The 15011-nt window shown below is 70.6% G+C and carries 10 protein-coding genes and 1 tRNA gene; 7 read left to right on the plus strand and 4 right to left on the minus strand.

Translation table 11 applies throughout. The annotated features are described in order from the left end of the window. The first annotated feature begins 3 nt into the window (after nucleotides 1-3). Both B5X82_RS14950 and B5X82_RS14955 read left to right on the plus strand, forming a co-directional pair. Nucleotides 4-3492, plus strand: a complete 3489-nt coding sequence (locus tag B5X82_RS14950) for an ankyrin repeat domain-containing protein (protein ID WP_079648960.1) — start codon at nucleotides 4-6, stop codon at nucleotides 3490-3492. A gap of 8 nt (nucleotides 3493-3500) precedes the next feature. After that, nucleotides 3501-6593 carry a serine/threonine-protein kinase gene (locus B5X82_RS14955; RefSeq protein WP_079648961.1) on the plus strand — a complete coding sequence of 1031 codons (3093 nt, stop codon included), beginning with the start codon at nucleotides 3501-3503 and terminating at the stop codon, nucleotides 6591-6593. A gap of 13 nt (nucleotides 6594-6606) precedes the next feature. Here B5X82_RS14955 and B5X82_RS14960 read toward each other — a convergent pair whose 3' ends face one another. Beyond that, complete coding sequence (locus B5X82_RS14960; protein WP_079648962.1) at nucleotides 6607-8904, minus strand: cytochrome P450/oxidoreductase; 2298 nt, start codon at nucleotides 8902-8904, stop codon at nucleotides 6607-6609. A gap of 115 nt (nucleotides 8905-9019) precedes the next feature. Here B5X82_RS14960 and B5X82_RS14965 point away from each other — a divergent pair, with 115 nt between their 5' ends. Beyond that, nucleotides 9020-9778 (plus strand): IclR family transcriptional regulator, encoded by a 759-nt coding sequence (locus tag B5X82_RS14965; RefSeq protein WP_079648963.1) that lies wholly within the window; start codon nucleotides 9020-9022, stop codon nucleotides 9776-9778. A gap of 77 nt (nucleotides 9779-9855) precedes the next feature. On the opposite strand, the gene B5X82_RS14970 is transcribed toward B5X82_RS14965, so the two are convergent. The 3 genes from B5X82_RS14970 to B5X82_RS14980 form a co-directional block, all read right to left on the minus strand. Beyond that, nucleotides 9856-9942: transfer RNA gene (locus tag B5X82_RS14970), tRNA-Leu, on the minus strand. A gap of 113 nt (nucleotides 9943-10055) precedes the next feature. After that, nucleotides 10056-11156 carry a 6-phosphofructokinase gene (locus tag B5X82_RS14975; protein WP_079648964.1) on the minus strand — a complete coding sequence of 367 codons (1101 nt, stop codon included), beginning with the start codon at nucleotides 11154-11156 and terminating at the stop codon, nucleotides 10056-10058. A 135-nt stretch (nucleotides 11157-11291) separates the two neighbouring features. Further along, a complete protein-coding gene (locus tag B5X82_RS14980; RefSeq protein ID WP_235862704.1) occupies nucleotides 11292-12056 on the minus strand; it encodes a zinc-ribbon domain-containing protein in 765 nt (254 codons plus the stop codon). A 105-nt stretch (nucleotides 12057-12161) separates the two neighbouring features. On the opposite strand from B5X82_RS14980, the gene ftsE reads away from it, so the two are divergent. Genes ftsE through B5X82_RS15000 form a run of 4 tightly spaced genes read left to right on the plus strand, consistent with a single transcriptional unit; the run spans nucleotide 12162 to nucleotide 15005 of the window. Continuing rightward, on the plus strand, nucleotides 12162-12878 hold the full coding sequence (gene ftsE / locus B5X82_RS14985; RefSeq protein WP_079648966.1) for a cell division ATP-binding protein FtsE: 717 nt from the start codon (nucleotides 12162-12164) through the stop codon (nucleotides 12876-12878). Further along, nucleotides 12878-13789, plus strand: coding sequence for a cell division protein FtsX (locus B5X82_RS14990; RefSeq protein WP_079648967.1), 912 nt, complete (start codon nucleotides 12878-12880; stop codon nucleotides 13787-13789). The genes ftsE and B5X82_RS14990 overlap by 1 nt, the downstream gene beginning before the upstream one ends. Next, nucleotides 13786-14319, plus strand: a complete 534-nt coding sequence (locus tag B5X82_RS14995; protein WP_079648968.1) for a YdcF family protein — start codon at nucleotides 13786-13788, stop codon at nucleotides 14317-14319. The genes B5X82_RS14990 and B5X82_RS14995 overlap by 4 nt, the downstream gene beginning before the upstream one ends. Further along, nucleotides 14319-15005 (plus strand): lysophospholipid acyltransferase family protein, encoded by a 687-nt coding sequence (locus tag B5X82_RS15000; protein WP_079648969.1) that lies wholly within the window; start codon nucleotides 14319-14321, stop codon nucleotides 15003-15005. The genes B5X82_RS14995 and B5X82_RS15000 overlap by 1 nt, the downstream gene beginning before the upstream one ends. Nucleotides 15006-15011: the final 6 nt, after the last annotated feature.

Here is a 15011-nt window from a genome sequence, read left to right on the forward strand (position 1 = left end):
CGCATGCGACGACTGTGGCGCGGGACCATGCTCGTGATGATGCTTGCGCTCGCCTCCCATGGCTCCGCCGCTCCCGTCTGCCCGCAGGAGCGGGATGCGGCGCTCGCCTGCGCAGCGGCATCCGGCGATCTCGCGGCGGTGACCGGGGCGATCGCCGGCGGCGCCGACGTCAACGCCACCGTCACGCTCGGTGCCGAAGAGGATGTCTCGCCGCTCGGCGCGGCGGTCTTTTCCGGATCGCTCGACATCGTCGACGCCCTGCTGGCCGGAGGCGCCGATCCCGTGCGGGGCGACCATGATGCGCTGATGCGGGCCGCGCTGCTCAACGATGGCCCGATCTTTGCGCGGATGGTGGCTGCGATCGGCAAGCCGGGCGCCGACACCCCTCCCCTGGCGCTATGGGTCGCCCGGCGCCTGCCCGCCGCGCGCGCAGCGGCGATGCGCGCGGCCTTCCTCGACGCCATCGCCTCCGACGACGAGACCGCACAGGCACGCTCGATGGCCGGCGCGCTGATCGCGATGCAGGGCCTGCAGGAAAAGCCCGACGGCAACGCCTTCGAGCAGATGCTGGCGGCGCTCGTCGCGCAGGGCCATGACCTCGCGGCCGTCGACGATGAAGGCAATAGTCTCGCCACGCTCGCCGCGGCGCGCAACGATGGCGATCTGCTGACCGTGCTCGCCGCGCGCTACGGCATCGCGGTCGGCACGACCCCGGTGCAGCTCCAGGCGCGGCTCGTCGCGTCGGCCGCGCGCGGGGAGCTTTCCGAGGTCGAAGCGCTGCTTGCCGCCGGCGCCAAGGCCGATGCCCCCGCCCCCGACGGGCGGCTCGCCCTGCCCGAAGCCGCGGTGTCGGGAAGCGTCGAGACGGTGCGGCGGCTCCTCGCCGCGGGGGCCGGCGTCGACACGGCCGGGACCGATCAGCCGCGCGCGCTGGTCGCGGCGGCCGAGAGCGGCAACCTGGCGATCGTCGCCGCGCTGCTCGACGCGGGCGCGCGCAACGCCGCGGGACAGGAGCCGACCGACTGGGCGCTGCGTGCGGCGGTCCGCGCCGGCTGGCCGCAGGTGGTCGCCTATCTGGTCCAGCGTGGCGCCGACATCAACGAAGCCGACCCTGCGGGGCGCTCGGTGCTCCACGGCATGGTCCTGCACGACGCCTTCATGTCGCCCCGGCGCACCCTCGGTGCGGCGCAGTACAGCATGCCGCAGCAATTGCGGGAACTGGGCTTCGACTTCGCAAATCCCCGGTTCAGCGGCAGTACGCTCAGTTCGAACATGGCGGGCGGCAAGGTCGATTACGCCTTTCTCGACGCCCTCTACACGGCAGGTGCCCGCGCCGGCGCCGGCGAGCTGCGCATGGCGATCCTCTTCGAAAGCCGCGCGATGCTCGACTGGGTGCTCAACCATGGCGCCCGCGACCTTGCCGGAGACCTGCTCGGCGAAGCCGTCGACCGGCTGCCGCGCGAAACCCCGGCGCTGGCGCTGCTCGATGCGGGCGCCCGCCCGGCGCCCGGCGCAGCCAGCCTCGCCATGCTACGGGAGCTGGCGGTCTGGGGCGGCGACAAGGTCCTCGCGCGGCTGCTCGCGGCCGGCCTCGAAATTCCCGCCTCGAACCGGTTCGAGGTGCTTCAGCAGATGGTCGACTACGGCCGGGCCAACATGCTCAGGCTGCTGATCGAAAGCGGTGTCGATCCCTCGGCCAGCAACGACAATGGAGAGACGGTCCTGTACCGCTTCGTCCGCGACGATGCGCGGGCGACAGGTACGCGCGTCGTGCTCACCCCGCCGCGCATCGCCGCGCTGGCGGTGCTCGTCAACGCCGGCCTCGACGTCCAGAAGCGCAACCGCTTCGGCCAGACCGCGGCGATGGCCGCCGCGGCGAAGCCCGCCACCGTCACCCGCCTGGACGCGGTCTATGCCGCCGTCGATACGGGCGGCGGCACGCTCCACGCCGCGGTGCGCGCCGACGACCGCTTCAAGGTCGCCCAGCTTCTCGACGGCGGTGCGGACATCGATGCCGCCGACGGTTTCGGCAGGACGCCGCTGACCCTGGCGCTCCAGCTCGGCCGGGACGCCATCTCGGAGCATCTGCTGCTCCAGGGCGCCGCGATCAGCTTCGAGGCGCGCAACGGCTTCCAGCGTGCCGATGTCGACTATCCGCGCTCGGCACGGGTCGACACCGCGTTGCGCATCCGCCTGCTGCGCGACAAGCGCATCGACCTGGGCCCGGCCGGCGCCCGCCAGTCCCCCGCAGAGGTCTTGCGCCACTTCGCGGCCAACCAGGCCCAGGCGCTCCCCGATCTCGTCTGGTCGCTCAAATGCGTGTCGCGCCCGCCGACCTGCTTCGGCGAGGTCATCACCCTGCGCGGCGATCCTTCGACGGCCGATCCGCTTCGCTCGGCGAGCATGAAGGAGCTGGCGACATCGTCGCGCAGGCCGATCGACGACGGCGAGCGCTTCGCGCTCCAACAGGAATGGATCTACCAGGGGATCATCCATTCGATCGAAGGCGAGCTGCGCGTCCCGGCCTGCGCCTTCGACGAACCGGGCAACCCGACCTGCTACGGCGAGGTCGAGGTCTTCAACCCCAACGAGGCCTACGGCTTCCCCCTGCGCGAGGGGCTCGGGGGCCCCGAGGACGTTCCCGCCATGCCGCTCGTCGTCGTCCAGAACGGACGGACGGAAAACGTCTATCCGGGGACGTCGCGCCGCTTCGACCGGAGCAAGGGCGCACTGACGGTCAAGCTCGGCCCACGCCAGTCGCGCCTGTTCGGCGCAGAGACGCGCATCCGCTGGCATCGCGGCCCGCCCCGCCTGCCGACGACCTACGAGGATCGGCTGCGCACCCAGGCCTATGTCGATATCGCCCGGCTCCAGGATCGGCGGCGCAGGATAGATGCCGCGCTCGGCGGCTCGACGCCCGATGCCGAGGACCTGCTGATCGAGCGGAAGACGCTGGACGCCGCGATCCGGGTGCGATCGGCCGACGCCGCGCTGGCCTATCCCGAGGGCGTCGCCAACGACCTCCGCCGCCGCCTCGTCGACATCGCCGCGATCGACCAGAACCTCGTCGCCCTGCACGGCGCGCTCAACGCCGACGGCATCCTCACCGCCGAGGAGGTCGAGGTCCAGATCGCATGGATCAGGGCGCGCCTGTCGGGCTGCGCCGCCGGCGGATGCCTGGACCTGCGCAACACCCTCGCGATGCTCGAGCGCGCCCGCGCCGCGCTCTCGGCCAGCTCGAACGCGGTGCATATCCTGCTCGGCCAGTTCGAGGACGAGATCGACCGGCAGGTGCGCGACTATCAGAGCCTGATCCTCGAATATGCGCAGTTCGTCGATCCCGCGACGCTGGCCAACATGGTGCCGCCCAAGACGCGCGACATCATCCGGGCGAAGCTGTCGCCGCGCGACACCCTCATCCCCGACCAGGCGGCCGGCCAGAACGGCGCCGCGCTGCGCGCCCAGTTCGGCCTGCCCGATCCCGCTCCATGAGGAAGGCGATGCTTCGAAAAGCCCTTGCCGCCCTGGCCCTTTCGGCGGCGCTGCCGCCGGCCGGCGCCCTTGGCTCCTGCCCGCTCGATTATGGCGAGAAGCTGCTCAGATGGGTCGACGACGATGCCGGCCGGCAATCCCGCCTGCTCGCCGAAGCCGATTTCAAGGCACGGACGTTCAATGCCTTCCTGATCGGCTTCGAGGAACTCAACTGGCGCACCGTGGAGGTCGCCGCCCGCCTCGATGCGCTCACCGCCGCGATCCGCGCGTCCGAGGGGACGATCGGCGCCGCGGATGCCGTCGGCGGCGCGGATCGGGAGACGGTTCGCGCGATCCTGCGCGACCAGAATGCCGCCTCGATCGAGGATGCGCTCGCACAGCTCCGCGCCGAGCTGGCCGTGCTGCAGCGCCTGCACCGCGAGCTCATGGCCGATCCGACGCTCGACCGGTTCCAGCTCGCCGGGCTCGGCAATGTCGGGCGCGCCTCGCTGGTCGCGTCGCTGCAGGAAATGGGCGACCTCACCCAGCTCGATCTGGCGCAGCGCTACGGCTTCTACGTGGGCGTGACGATCGCCGACGACGGCAGGATCACGGGGGCGGGCGATCCGCCGCCGAACGTGACGATGGTCGACAACGTGGCCTTCGCTCTCTCTTATTATACCGGCCCCTACGCGCCGTTCGTGATGGCCGCCTACCTCATGGGCCGCCATGCCTGGAACGAGCAGGAGTGCCGCCGCGAGCGCAAGCGGCAGGACAGGCTGGTCTCGCGCGCGTCACGGCGCCTGGGCAAGGTGCTGATCAAACCCGACGCGCAGTTCGCCCTCTATGAAAAGCTCTTCCTGGAGAACCGCGCCCTGTTCGAGGCGAGCAGCTCGCCGGCGCTGCGCGACGCGCAGGACAAGCTGCTCGAACGCTGGAAGAATCTCGTCGCCTTCAACGCCGAGCGCTCCGCGGCGGCACATGCCGTGCTGAGCGCCGCCGTGATCGAGAATGTCCGCCGCCAGGCCGGAAGCGGCGGCCCGCTCGACAGGCTGTTCGAGACTCTCGGACGCGCGCGGCTGTCGAGCGATATCGGCCGCACCGCAAGCTATGCCGCCCGCAAGGAACTCACGGCGATGCGCGCCTGTCGCGATGCCGGCGGCCTGCGCGCGCTCGAAGCGCTCGACGAGGCGAACGGCTATGCCGAATCGGTGTACGAGGCCTTCGGGAATCAGCGGTCGCTGGCGACGCTGCAACCGCTGCTCGACAGCCGGATGGAGGCGTCGAAGGCGGCACGCACCCGCGCCGCGCAGCTCCGCGCGGCATTGCCGGCCGGCGGCTGCGGCAGCGGCAGCGGGCCGGACCCCGCGCCCGATGAGATCGCCGCGCAGCCCGGAACCGAGGCCGCCTTCTTCGAGAAGCGCGGCATCGCGATGAAGGCCCTGGCGGCCGACGGGATCGCCGGTTCGGGCGAGTTCGGCTTCTGCATACTCTGGCGGAACGGCAATGGACGATATGGCTGCGGACAGACCGGGGGCTCGAGCTATGCGAGCCAGTTCGCGACCGCTTCCGCGCAGGGCCAGTCGATCCTCGGCAGGGCGATCGACGGCGGCTACCGCGCCGATGCGCGCATCTCCGCCGGGATCGACGGGGTCAGGGCGAATATCGAGAAGCGGATCGGCGAGGTCACCGCGCGCTTCGAACCGGCGCGCGCGGCGATGGGGGCATGGAGCGACCAGAACCGCCTTGCCCTGCAGACGCTGAGCAGCGTCGCCGCGACCCGGCTCGATGGCGAGCGTGCGGACCGGGTCCGCTTCTCGACCGCACAGGCCCAGGTGAACGCCGAAGCCCGCGTGCAGATCGACCGGTTCCTGGCGGCCCCGTCGGCCGATGCCAGCGCCGCGACGCTGGCCGGCGCGATCGGCGCGCCGCAGCTCGGCCTGCCTCGATTGGCGGAGGCCGACATCCCCGCCGATGCGCCGCCGGTGGCCGGCATCTCCGCGCCCACGCGCGCCTACGCCCCCGACCTGGCCCTGCCCGCCCGGACGATCCTGCAGGAACGCCGCAAGGTGATGCGCGACATGAGTCCCGGCTCGCCCGCGCGCCGGATCGCGGACGATGCGCTCGACGGCGCGGCACGGCTCGCGGCGAACGGCGCGCCCGACGAGCTGATCGATGCACTGGTGACGGATGCCGCCGCGATGCGGTTCTTCGAGCGTGGCGACCTTCCCGTCCGCACCGTCGCGATCATCGACGAAGCCGGCAAGCTGCAACGCATCCCGCTGCTCGATCCCGCCGCCCTGCCCCGGGAGTCGCTGCTGGCGCGCCTGCGCGACTATCGCAGCGACGAGATCCTGCTCGACGCCGGGATCGCCGGCCTCGAAAGCGAGGGCAGCGGGCTGACGCCGCAGGGCCTGCGCGTCCTGGATGCCGCCGATCAGCTGCGTCTCAAGGCCGCGCAGAAGCTCTATTCGGGCGATCCGGTCGCGGCACAGGTCGCGCAGGAGCTCGCCAAGCCTCTAGTCGACCTCGCCGTGTCGCTGTCGCCGCTCGGCTGGCCACGCGACGTCTATGAGAGCTTCTCGGGCAGCGACCTTCTGTCGGGCGAGCCGCTCGACACCTTCGGCTATACCGCCGCCGTGTTCGGCGCGATCACCTTCGGCGGGGGCAAGCCGGTGATGAAGGCGATCGATTTCGTGCGGGGACTCACCGTCATCGGCCACCATGTCGACGACGTCGCAAGGATCGTCGATGCGGCGCATGCGATCGACCAGGGGGTCCTCGCCAACACCTCCGCCCATGCGATCGTGCGCCTCGACGCGACACGCCCGGGCGCGCGGCTCTTCACCGACGACGTGCTCGAGGACGCGCTGAACACCGGGACGCGCTTCTGGGATGCCGAACATGACAGCATCGTCGCGTTCGAGCAGGTCAGCGGGGAGGGAGCGCGCCGGGCCGGCGTGGCGGTCGCCTGGCGGGAGATGCGCGTGACGACGGTGGTGGAGGAATTCCGGAGCGACAGCCAACTTTTAAACGCGACCATAGGCGTCGGCAATCCGCGCGCCGACTTCCAGCGCTACTATCCGCTGGAGGACATCGACCTGACGCCGTTCCTTTACTGACCGCAGCCGGGGCCTACAGGCTCAGGCCGATCCGCCCGGTCCGGCTCCGCGAGCAGCAGGCCATCATCCGCCTGTTCTCCGCGCGCTCCTTCGCGGTCAGCACCATGTCCCTGTGGTCGACCTCCCCGTCGACGACGCCGACCTCGCACGAACCGCACAGGCCCTCCTCGCAATCCGAGGGCAGATCGATGCCGACCTCGCGAAGCACCTGAAGCAATGTCCTGTCGGCCGGCACGGTGAGGGTCAGGCCAGAGTCGCGCAGCTCGGCTTCGAACGGCGCTTCGACCGAAGGATCGAGCAGCGTTTCGACCGCCGAGAAATGCTCGAAGCGCAGCCGGTCGGGCGCGTCGGCGCACAGCGCCTGCAAGGCGTCGATCATCCGATCCGGGCCGCAGGCGACAATCATATCCTTCCCCGCGCCGGCCAGCGCCGCCAGGTCGAGGCGACGGCCTTCCCGGCTGGCATGGACATGCGCGGCCGCACCGTGATCGCGTTCGAGCCGGTCGGCATAGGCCATCGCCGCGCGGGCCCGCCCGCAATAATGGACCTCATAGCGGCGGCCCTGGCTCTTCAGCCGGTCGGCCATCGCGATGATCGGCGTGATGCCGATGCCGCCGGCCACCAGCACGATCGGTTCCGATCCATCGGGCAGGCGGAACAGGTTCTTCGGACCAAGGATGCGGATGGTGTCGCCGACCCGGACCTCGCCATGGATATGGAGCGAACCGCCGCGACCGGCCGCCTCGCGCTTGACCGCGACGACGTAGCGCTTGCGGTCCGCGGGATCGCCGCACAGTGAATATTTGCGCTGGAAGCCGCCCGCGAGCAGGTCGATATGCGCGCCCGCGCTCCAGAGCGGCAGGTCGCGCCCCTCCGGATCGACCAGGGTGATCTGCCTGATGTCGTCGGTCAGGGCTTCGATCGCGGCGACGCGGACGGGGCGGGCGAGGCTGCTGCGGGGCGGCGAGCCGAGCAGGTGCAGCGGACGAGGCGTCCTCGCCCGGTCGTCGGCCCGCTCCGGATTGCCGGCCGGGTCCCAGACGACGCGCAGATGGTCCGGCCCGCGGAACGAGATCGTCGGCAGATAGTCGAACCGCTGCTCGGCCAGGCGCATGTGCGGCAGCCGGCGCGACAGTTCCTCCAGCAGGATGCGCATCTCCATCCGGGCGAGGTTCTTGCCCAGGCACTGATGGGCGCCATAGCCGAACGACAGATGATCGGTGGTGTTGTCGCGCCGGATATCGAGCATGTCGGGGTTCTCGAAATGCCGCCCGTCATGGTTCGCCGACGTCATCACGACGAGGATCCTCTCACCCGCGGCGATGGGCTGGCCCGCGATCTCGGCATCCTTGAGGGCGACGCGCCGCCAGGCGATGATCGAGCCCGACAGGCGCAGGCATTCCTCGACCGCATTGGGGATCAGCGCGCTGTCCCGGCAGATCTCGTCCCAGGCCTCGCGATCTTCGAGCAGCAGCCGCAGCGCGTTGGCGGTGGCATGGGCGGTCGTCTCGTGCGCGGCGACGATGCCGGCCATCATCATCGAATGGAGATAGGAATCGGTGACGACGTCGGGCAGCTCCCGCTGCCGGCGCAAGGCATATTCCATCCACCCGTCGCCCGATGGATCGAGGCGCATCCGATCGAGCACCTGGCCCGAATAGGTCCAGAAATTGCCGACGGCCTCGGCCACCGCGACCTGCTGGTCGGGCGAGGGGCGGCCCCAGGTGTTGACGGTGTGCGCGATCGAATAGCGGCGCAACACCTCCATGTCGTCCTCGGGAACGCCGAGGAAGTGGAGCGCCACCGTCAGCGGGACTTCCCAGAGCAGCTCATCGACCAGATCGGCCTCGCCACGGTCGACGAAGCGGTCGACGAAGCGGGCGACCAGCCGGCGTACCATCGGTGCATGCTTCTCCAGCTCGGCGGGCAGGAAGCTGTGGAGCAGGGCGCGCCGCCGCTCCATATGCGCGGGCTCGTCCTCGTTCACCAGCGTACGGTTCATCGCATAATCGTGCGAGGCCAGGATCGCGTTCGCCTCCGCCGAACTCGGCGTGACCTTCTCCAGCGCATTGGCGGGCGAGAAGGCGCCGGTGTCGCGGAACACGTCCTTCACGTCCTCGTAGCGGCTGACCACCCAATAGCCGAGCTTCGGGCTGAAGAAGATCGGCCGGCGTTCGCGGAACAGGCGCATCGCGGCCGCCGGATCGACCGTGAACGGCCCTTCGAACACGTCGAAATCCGCGACGGCGCCCGCGATCTCCGCGTCGGTGGCGGCGTGGAAGGGGCACCTCGCCGATGGGGTTTGGCTCATTGCGATCGACCTTCGGTGCACGACGGGAAGAAATGAATCTGTTACTGATATCGCACTTTTTGTTCTTATAGAGAGAAATGCGCCAGCCAGAGGCCATGGTCAAGCGAGTCGGACCATGGCACCAGCGGACATCGATCGAGGGGGCAGCGTGGCGGGCAAGGGACGGGAACCGGACAGAGACGCGACGAAGGCCGCTCCGGCCGCGCTCCAGACGCTGGACCGCGGGCTCCTGCTGCTCGACCTGCTGGCGCGGCATCCGGACGGAATGAGCATCGCGCAGCTCGCCGGCCAGCTCGGCATCCATCGTGCGATCGCCTACCGGCTCGCGGCGACGCTCGAACAGCGGGCGATGGTCTCGCGCGGTCCCGACGGCCAGCTCCGGCTGGGCGTCGGCGTGCTGACGCTCGCCAGGGCGTTCCAGCCGCAGCTGCGCGCCGCCGCCCATCCGCTGCTGCAGAGCCTCGCCAACGATACGGAATGCACCGCCTTCCTGTCGGTCGCGGAGGGCGGGGAAGGCGTGGCGATCCTCGTCTGCGAGCCGCGCGACAGCGTGATGGGCATCGCCTATCGCGTCGGCAGCCGCCATCCGCTCGACCGGGGCGCCGCCGGAATCGCGATCCTCAGCGGCCGCGAACCGGCGCCCGGCGAGAGCGAGGCGGTGCTGCGGGCGCGCCGCGACGGATATAGCCTGACCTATGGACAATTGCAGAAGGGAGCCGTCGGGCTCGCCAGCCCGATCCGTGCGAGCGCCGGCGGGCCGATGCGCTTCGAGGCGAGCGTCGGCGTCGTCGCGCTGATCGAACTGGACGCGGACCGCATCGCCCCGGCGGTGACGGCCTGCGCCACGGCGATCGCCCGCGCCCTGGGCGGCTGATCGCAGGCCGCGAGACGGCGGCAAGGGGCGTCCCCCGAAGGGAAGGCTGAGCGATTACAAGCGATCAGGATGGGGGGTGGTGCGGTCGAGAAGACTCGAACTTCCACGGCCTTTCGGCCACAACGACCTCAACGTTGCGCGTCTACCAGTTCCGCCACGACCGCACACCGAGGAGAATCCCGGATGGCCGGGATGCTGGCAGGCCCGCGCCACTAGCAAAGGGTTCGGCGGGGCGCAATGGGCTATCGCGATAAATCTTGCCGGCCGTCCCGCGCCCTCAATAGAGGAACATCGGCATGCCCTCGACATGGGTCAGCTTCGGCCGGTAGCGCGCCCGATCATAGAGCCTGTCGACGTCGACCGTCTTGGTGCCGCCCAGCAGCGTGTCGATCGGCACATGGCAGTAATTGCCGTCGCGCAGCGCCAGCATCCGGCCCGTCTCGCCTGCCTCGATCTTCTGGATGGCGAGGCCGCCAAAGGCGAAGCCGACCATCCGGTCGAGCGCGTCGGGATCGCCCGACCGCATCAGATAGGCGAGCTGCTGGACGATCGTCCCCTCCTTCGCCCGCTCCTCGATCAGCAGCGCCAGCCGCCGGCTGACCGCAGTCTCGCTGCGCTTGGTGGCCGATAGCCCGCGGTCGCCGTCGCCCGCCTCGTCGCCGGCCAGCTTCGCCCCTTCCGAGATCACGCACATCGCATAGGCGCCGGGCCGGCTGCGGCGATCGGCGGCGAGCAGCGGCAGCAGCAGGTCGGGATCGGCCGGCACCTCGGCGATCACGGTGCGGTCGACCTGCGCCAGGAAGCCGGCGAGCAGGGCGGTCTCCCCGCTCCGCCGCCCGAACAGCTCGACGATCGCGATCCGCTCATGGCTCTCGGCGGTGGTGCGCAGCGCGTTGATCGCGTCGACCGATCGGGTGATCGCGGTCGAGAAGCCGATGCAATAGTCGGTCCCGAACACGTCGTTGTCCATCGTCTTGGGGATCGAGACGACCGGGAAACCCTTCGCCGACAGATGCGCCGAGAAGCGCAGCGTCCCGTCGCCGCCCAGCGTGATCAGCGCATCGACGCCGAGCGCGTCGAGCACCTTGAGCACATGGCCGGTGCGGTCGCCGCCCGCCACCGTGCGCGGGTCGGTGCGCGAGGTGTGGAGCATCGTGCCGCCGACCCGGTCGATCCCGCGCACCGCCTCGCGGTCGAGCACGATGCTGTGCGCGGCGACGCTCTCCCGCTCGGCGGGGTCGATCTCGAGGAAACCCTGCCAGCCGCGCCGGAAGCCGATCACCTCCCAGCCGCGGTCGAGCGCCGACAGCGCGATCGATCGGATGCAGGGATTGAGTCCTGGAACGTCGCCGCCGCCGGTCAGCACGCCGATGCGCATGTCGTCTCCTTTCCCTTCCGCTTCGTCATTCCAGCGAAAGCTGGAATCTTCCTGGCTTGTTCCCCGGCAGAGCAAAGAAAGGGAAGAGAGATCCCGGCGTTCGCCAGGATGACGCATTCGGGACGCGCGCCGCCCTCAGCTCCCGGTCGGGCCGATGAAGCTCAGATGCAGGTTCTTCGCCCCGCGCGGGATGTCGACGGCGGCGCTGTCGAACTCGGCCGATCCGCCGGGGACCAGCATCGGCACCGGGCGGGTGATCGTCCAGCTATAGACGGTGCGGCCCTGCATGTCGCGCAGCTCGGCGCGGATGTCGCGGACCGGCTGGGGCTGGTCGGTCGGGTTGACGATCTTGCCGGTCACCGCCAGCAGCTCGTTGCCGCTCGCCGTCTCGCGCCGCTCGGGCTTGCCGGTCATCTCGATCAGCAGCGGGACCGGTGCGGGCACGAGGCCCAGCCGCTCGGCCAGCTTGTCGGGCCCGACCGCGACGACGGCGCCGATCGCCGCCACCAGCACCAGCGCGATGATCGCCGAGGCGATCGTCAGCAGCTTCGCGGTGTTGCGGCGCGGCCGGCCGGCGAGCGCGGGCACCCGGTCGTGGATCGGACGGTCGTGGATCGGGGCGACCTCTTGCGGCCCGTCATAGCGCGCCTGGACCTCCGCCTCGGCCTGCTCGCTGTCGGCGGTCGCAGGCGGCGGCACCGGTTCGACGATGGTCGATTGGGGCGGCGGCGCAGCCGGCGCGGGAGCCGCCGGGACCTCGGCGGCGGCGGGCTCGGGCGGCCCCTGGAACCAGCTGTGGCGGCAGCTTGCGCAGCGCACCTGCCGGCCGGTCGCGCCGATCGAGGCGTCGGGAACGAGATAGCGGGTCTGGCAGGCGGGGCAGATGAGTATCACGTTCACCTCCCTAACCCCGACACGACTCCGGCTGCAAGCATTTGCGGGAGGGACGATGCTGTGCCATGGCTCGCGGCATGTGCGAGGTGTCGATCCGGTGAGGCAGGACGGATGAGGCCGGGGGCCGCCAACATCGTCCAATTCGAGAATGTCGGCCTGCGCTACGGGTCCGGCGCCGAGACGCTGAGCGATCTCAGCTTCGGGCTGGCGGCGGGCGCCTTCTATTTCCTGACCGGGCCGTCGGGCGCGGGCAAGAGTTCGCTGCTGCGGCTGATCTATCTGGCGCAGCGGCCGAGCCGCGGGCTGATCCGGATGTTCGGGGAGGACGTCGTCACCCTGCCCCGCGCGCGCATGCCCGGCTTCCGCCGCCGCATCGGCACGGTGTTCCAGGACTTCCGCCTGATCCCGCATTTGTCGGCTTATGAGAACATCGCGCTGCCGTTGCGCGTGAACGGCGTCGCCGAAGCCGACATCGACACGCCGGTGCGCGAGATGCTCGAATGGGTCGGCCTGTCGGGCCGCGCCTATGCCCGCCCCGCCACCCTGTCTGGCGGCGAGCAGCAGCGCGTCGCGATCGCCCGCGCGGTGATCGGCCGGCCCGAGATCCTCGTCGCCGACGAGCCGACCGGCAATGTCGATCCCGACATGGCGGGGCGGCTGCTCTATCTGTTCGAGGCGCTCAACAAGCTCGGCACGACGATTTTGGTGGCGACCCACGACCTGCATCTGATCCCGCGCGTCCACCACGCCCAGACGATCAGGCTGGACAATGGCAGGCTGGACAATGGCAGGCTGGACAATGGCCGCCTCGAAGCGGCGCCCCGCTGATGGCGCTGTTCGGGAGAGGATCGGGCAACTGGCTGACCAGTGCCGCGGGCCGCCGGCTGCTGCCCGAGGGCTGGCTGTCGGGGCCGATGCCCTGGGTGATCGCGATCATGATGTTCCTGATGGTGCTCGCCGCCGCGGCCGGACTGGCGCTGGGCTTCGCCGCTCGCGGGCTCGATTCGCATCTGTCGGGGCAGATCACCGTCCAGATCGTCGACGCCGATCAGGCGCGGCGCGACGCCACCGCCGACCGCATCGTCGCGACGCTGGGCAAGCAGCCGGGCGTCGCCGCGGTGCGCCGGATCAGCGACGGCGAGATCACCGAGCTGCTGCGCCCCTGGCTGGGTGCGGGCCTTGCCGACAACGACCTGCCGGTGCCGGCGATGATCGACGTCGCCTTCGTTCCCGGCGCCGATGGCGCGCAACGCGCCGCCGAGGCGGCGGTACTGGCGCTCGGTCCCCGCGCGCGGATCGACGACCATGCGCAATGGCTGGCGCCGCTCGCCGGGCTGATCGCCTCGCTGCGCTGGCTGGCGGCGGTGCTCGTCCTGCTGATGGCGGCGGCGGCGGCGTTCACCGTCGTGCTCGCCGCGCGGTCGGCGCTCAACACCCACCAGGCGACGATCGACGTGATGCACCACCTCGGCTCGACCGACGCGCAGATCGCCCAGCTCTTCCAGCGGCGCATCGCGACCGACGCGCTGTTCGGCGGGATGGTCGGGCTGCTGCTCGCCTCACTGGTGATCTTCGCGGTCGGCGATCGCATCGCCCGGGTCGGATCGGACCTGATCGGATCGGTCGACCTGCCGCTCGCCGCCTGGGGCATGCTTGCGCTGCTGCCGCTCGCCGGCACGCTGCTCGCGACGCTGGCCGCGCGGGCGACGATCATCCTCGCGCTCAGGCGGCGGCTGTGATCGTCCGCGCGGCGGCGGCCGCCCTGCTGCTGTGGATCGCGGGCTTCATGGCCTTTGCCCTGTTCCTGCCGCAACCCGCGCCCGATGGCGTCGTCACCGAGGGCATCGTCGTGATGACCGGCGGGCGCGGCCGCGTCGAACGCGGCCTGCGCCTGCTCGAGGCGAAGCAGGCGAAGCGGCTGCTGATCTCCGGCGCCGACCGGCGGGTCCGCCCGCACGAGCTGGCCGTGCAGTTCAAGGCCCCGATGGCGCTGGTCGAATGCTGCGTCGACCTCGGCCATGAATCGGTCGACACGCGCTCCAACGCGGCGGAGGCGGCGGGCTGGATCGCGCGCCGCCGCTACACGTCGATCCGCCTCGTCACCTCCGACTGGCACATGGTGCGCGCGCGCTTCGACCTGCGCAACGCGACTGGCGACGGGCTGGAGATCGTCACCGACGCGGTGCCGACCGAGCCCGGGCTCATCGATCTGGTGCGTGAGTACAACAAATATCTGTTGCGGCGGATCGCCGCCCTGATCGGGATCTGATGACCGTCCTGCGCTCGACCCTGTTCGCGATCCTCTTCTATGCCGGCACCGTGGTCGCGGTGCTGACCGCCTTCCTGATCGTGCCGTTCGGCGACGCGCCGCTGCGGCGGCACGCGCTACGCTGGGCACGCTTCCACCGCTGGTGCGCGCGCTGGATCCTCGGCATCCGCTCGTCGGTCGAGGGCGTCGTGCCGCCGGGCCCGCACCTCTACGCCGCCAAGCACCAATCGATGTTCGAGACGCTCGAGCTGCTGCTGATCGTCGGGGATCCGGCCGCCGTGCTCAAGCGCGAGCTGGCCGACATCCCGCTGTTCGGGCAGATCGCCCGTCGCGAGGGCGTCATTCCGGTCGACCGCGCCGGATCGGCCAAGGCGCTGCGCCGGATGATGCGCGCAGCGACCGCCGCACGCGACAGCGGCCGTTCGATCCTGATCTTCCCCGAAGGCACCCGTGTCGCGCCGGGCGAGCAGCCGCCGCTCCAGCCGGGCTTCGCCGGCCTCTACAAGGCGCTCGACCTGCCGGTGGTGCCGGTCGCGCTCGACAGCGGCCGGTTGTGGCCGCGCAACAGCTTCCTGAAACGCCCCGGCATCATCACCATCCGCTTAGGCGATCCCGTCCCCGCCGGACTCCCCCGCGCCGAGATCGAGGCGCGCGTCCATGCCGCGATGAATGTGCTCGACCGCTGATAGTCC

This window comes from Rhizorhabdus histidinilytica (assembly GCF_900167915.1).
GTDB classification, from domain to species: Bacteria; Pseudomonadota; Alphaproteobacteria; order Sphingomonadales; family Sphingomonadaceae; genus Rhizorhabdus; species Rhizorhabdus histidinilytica.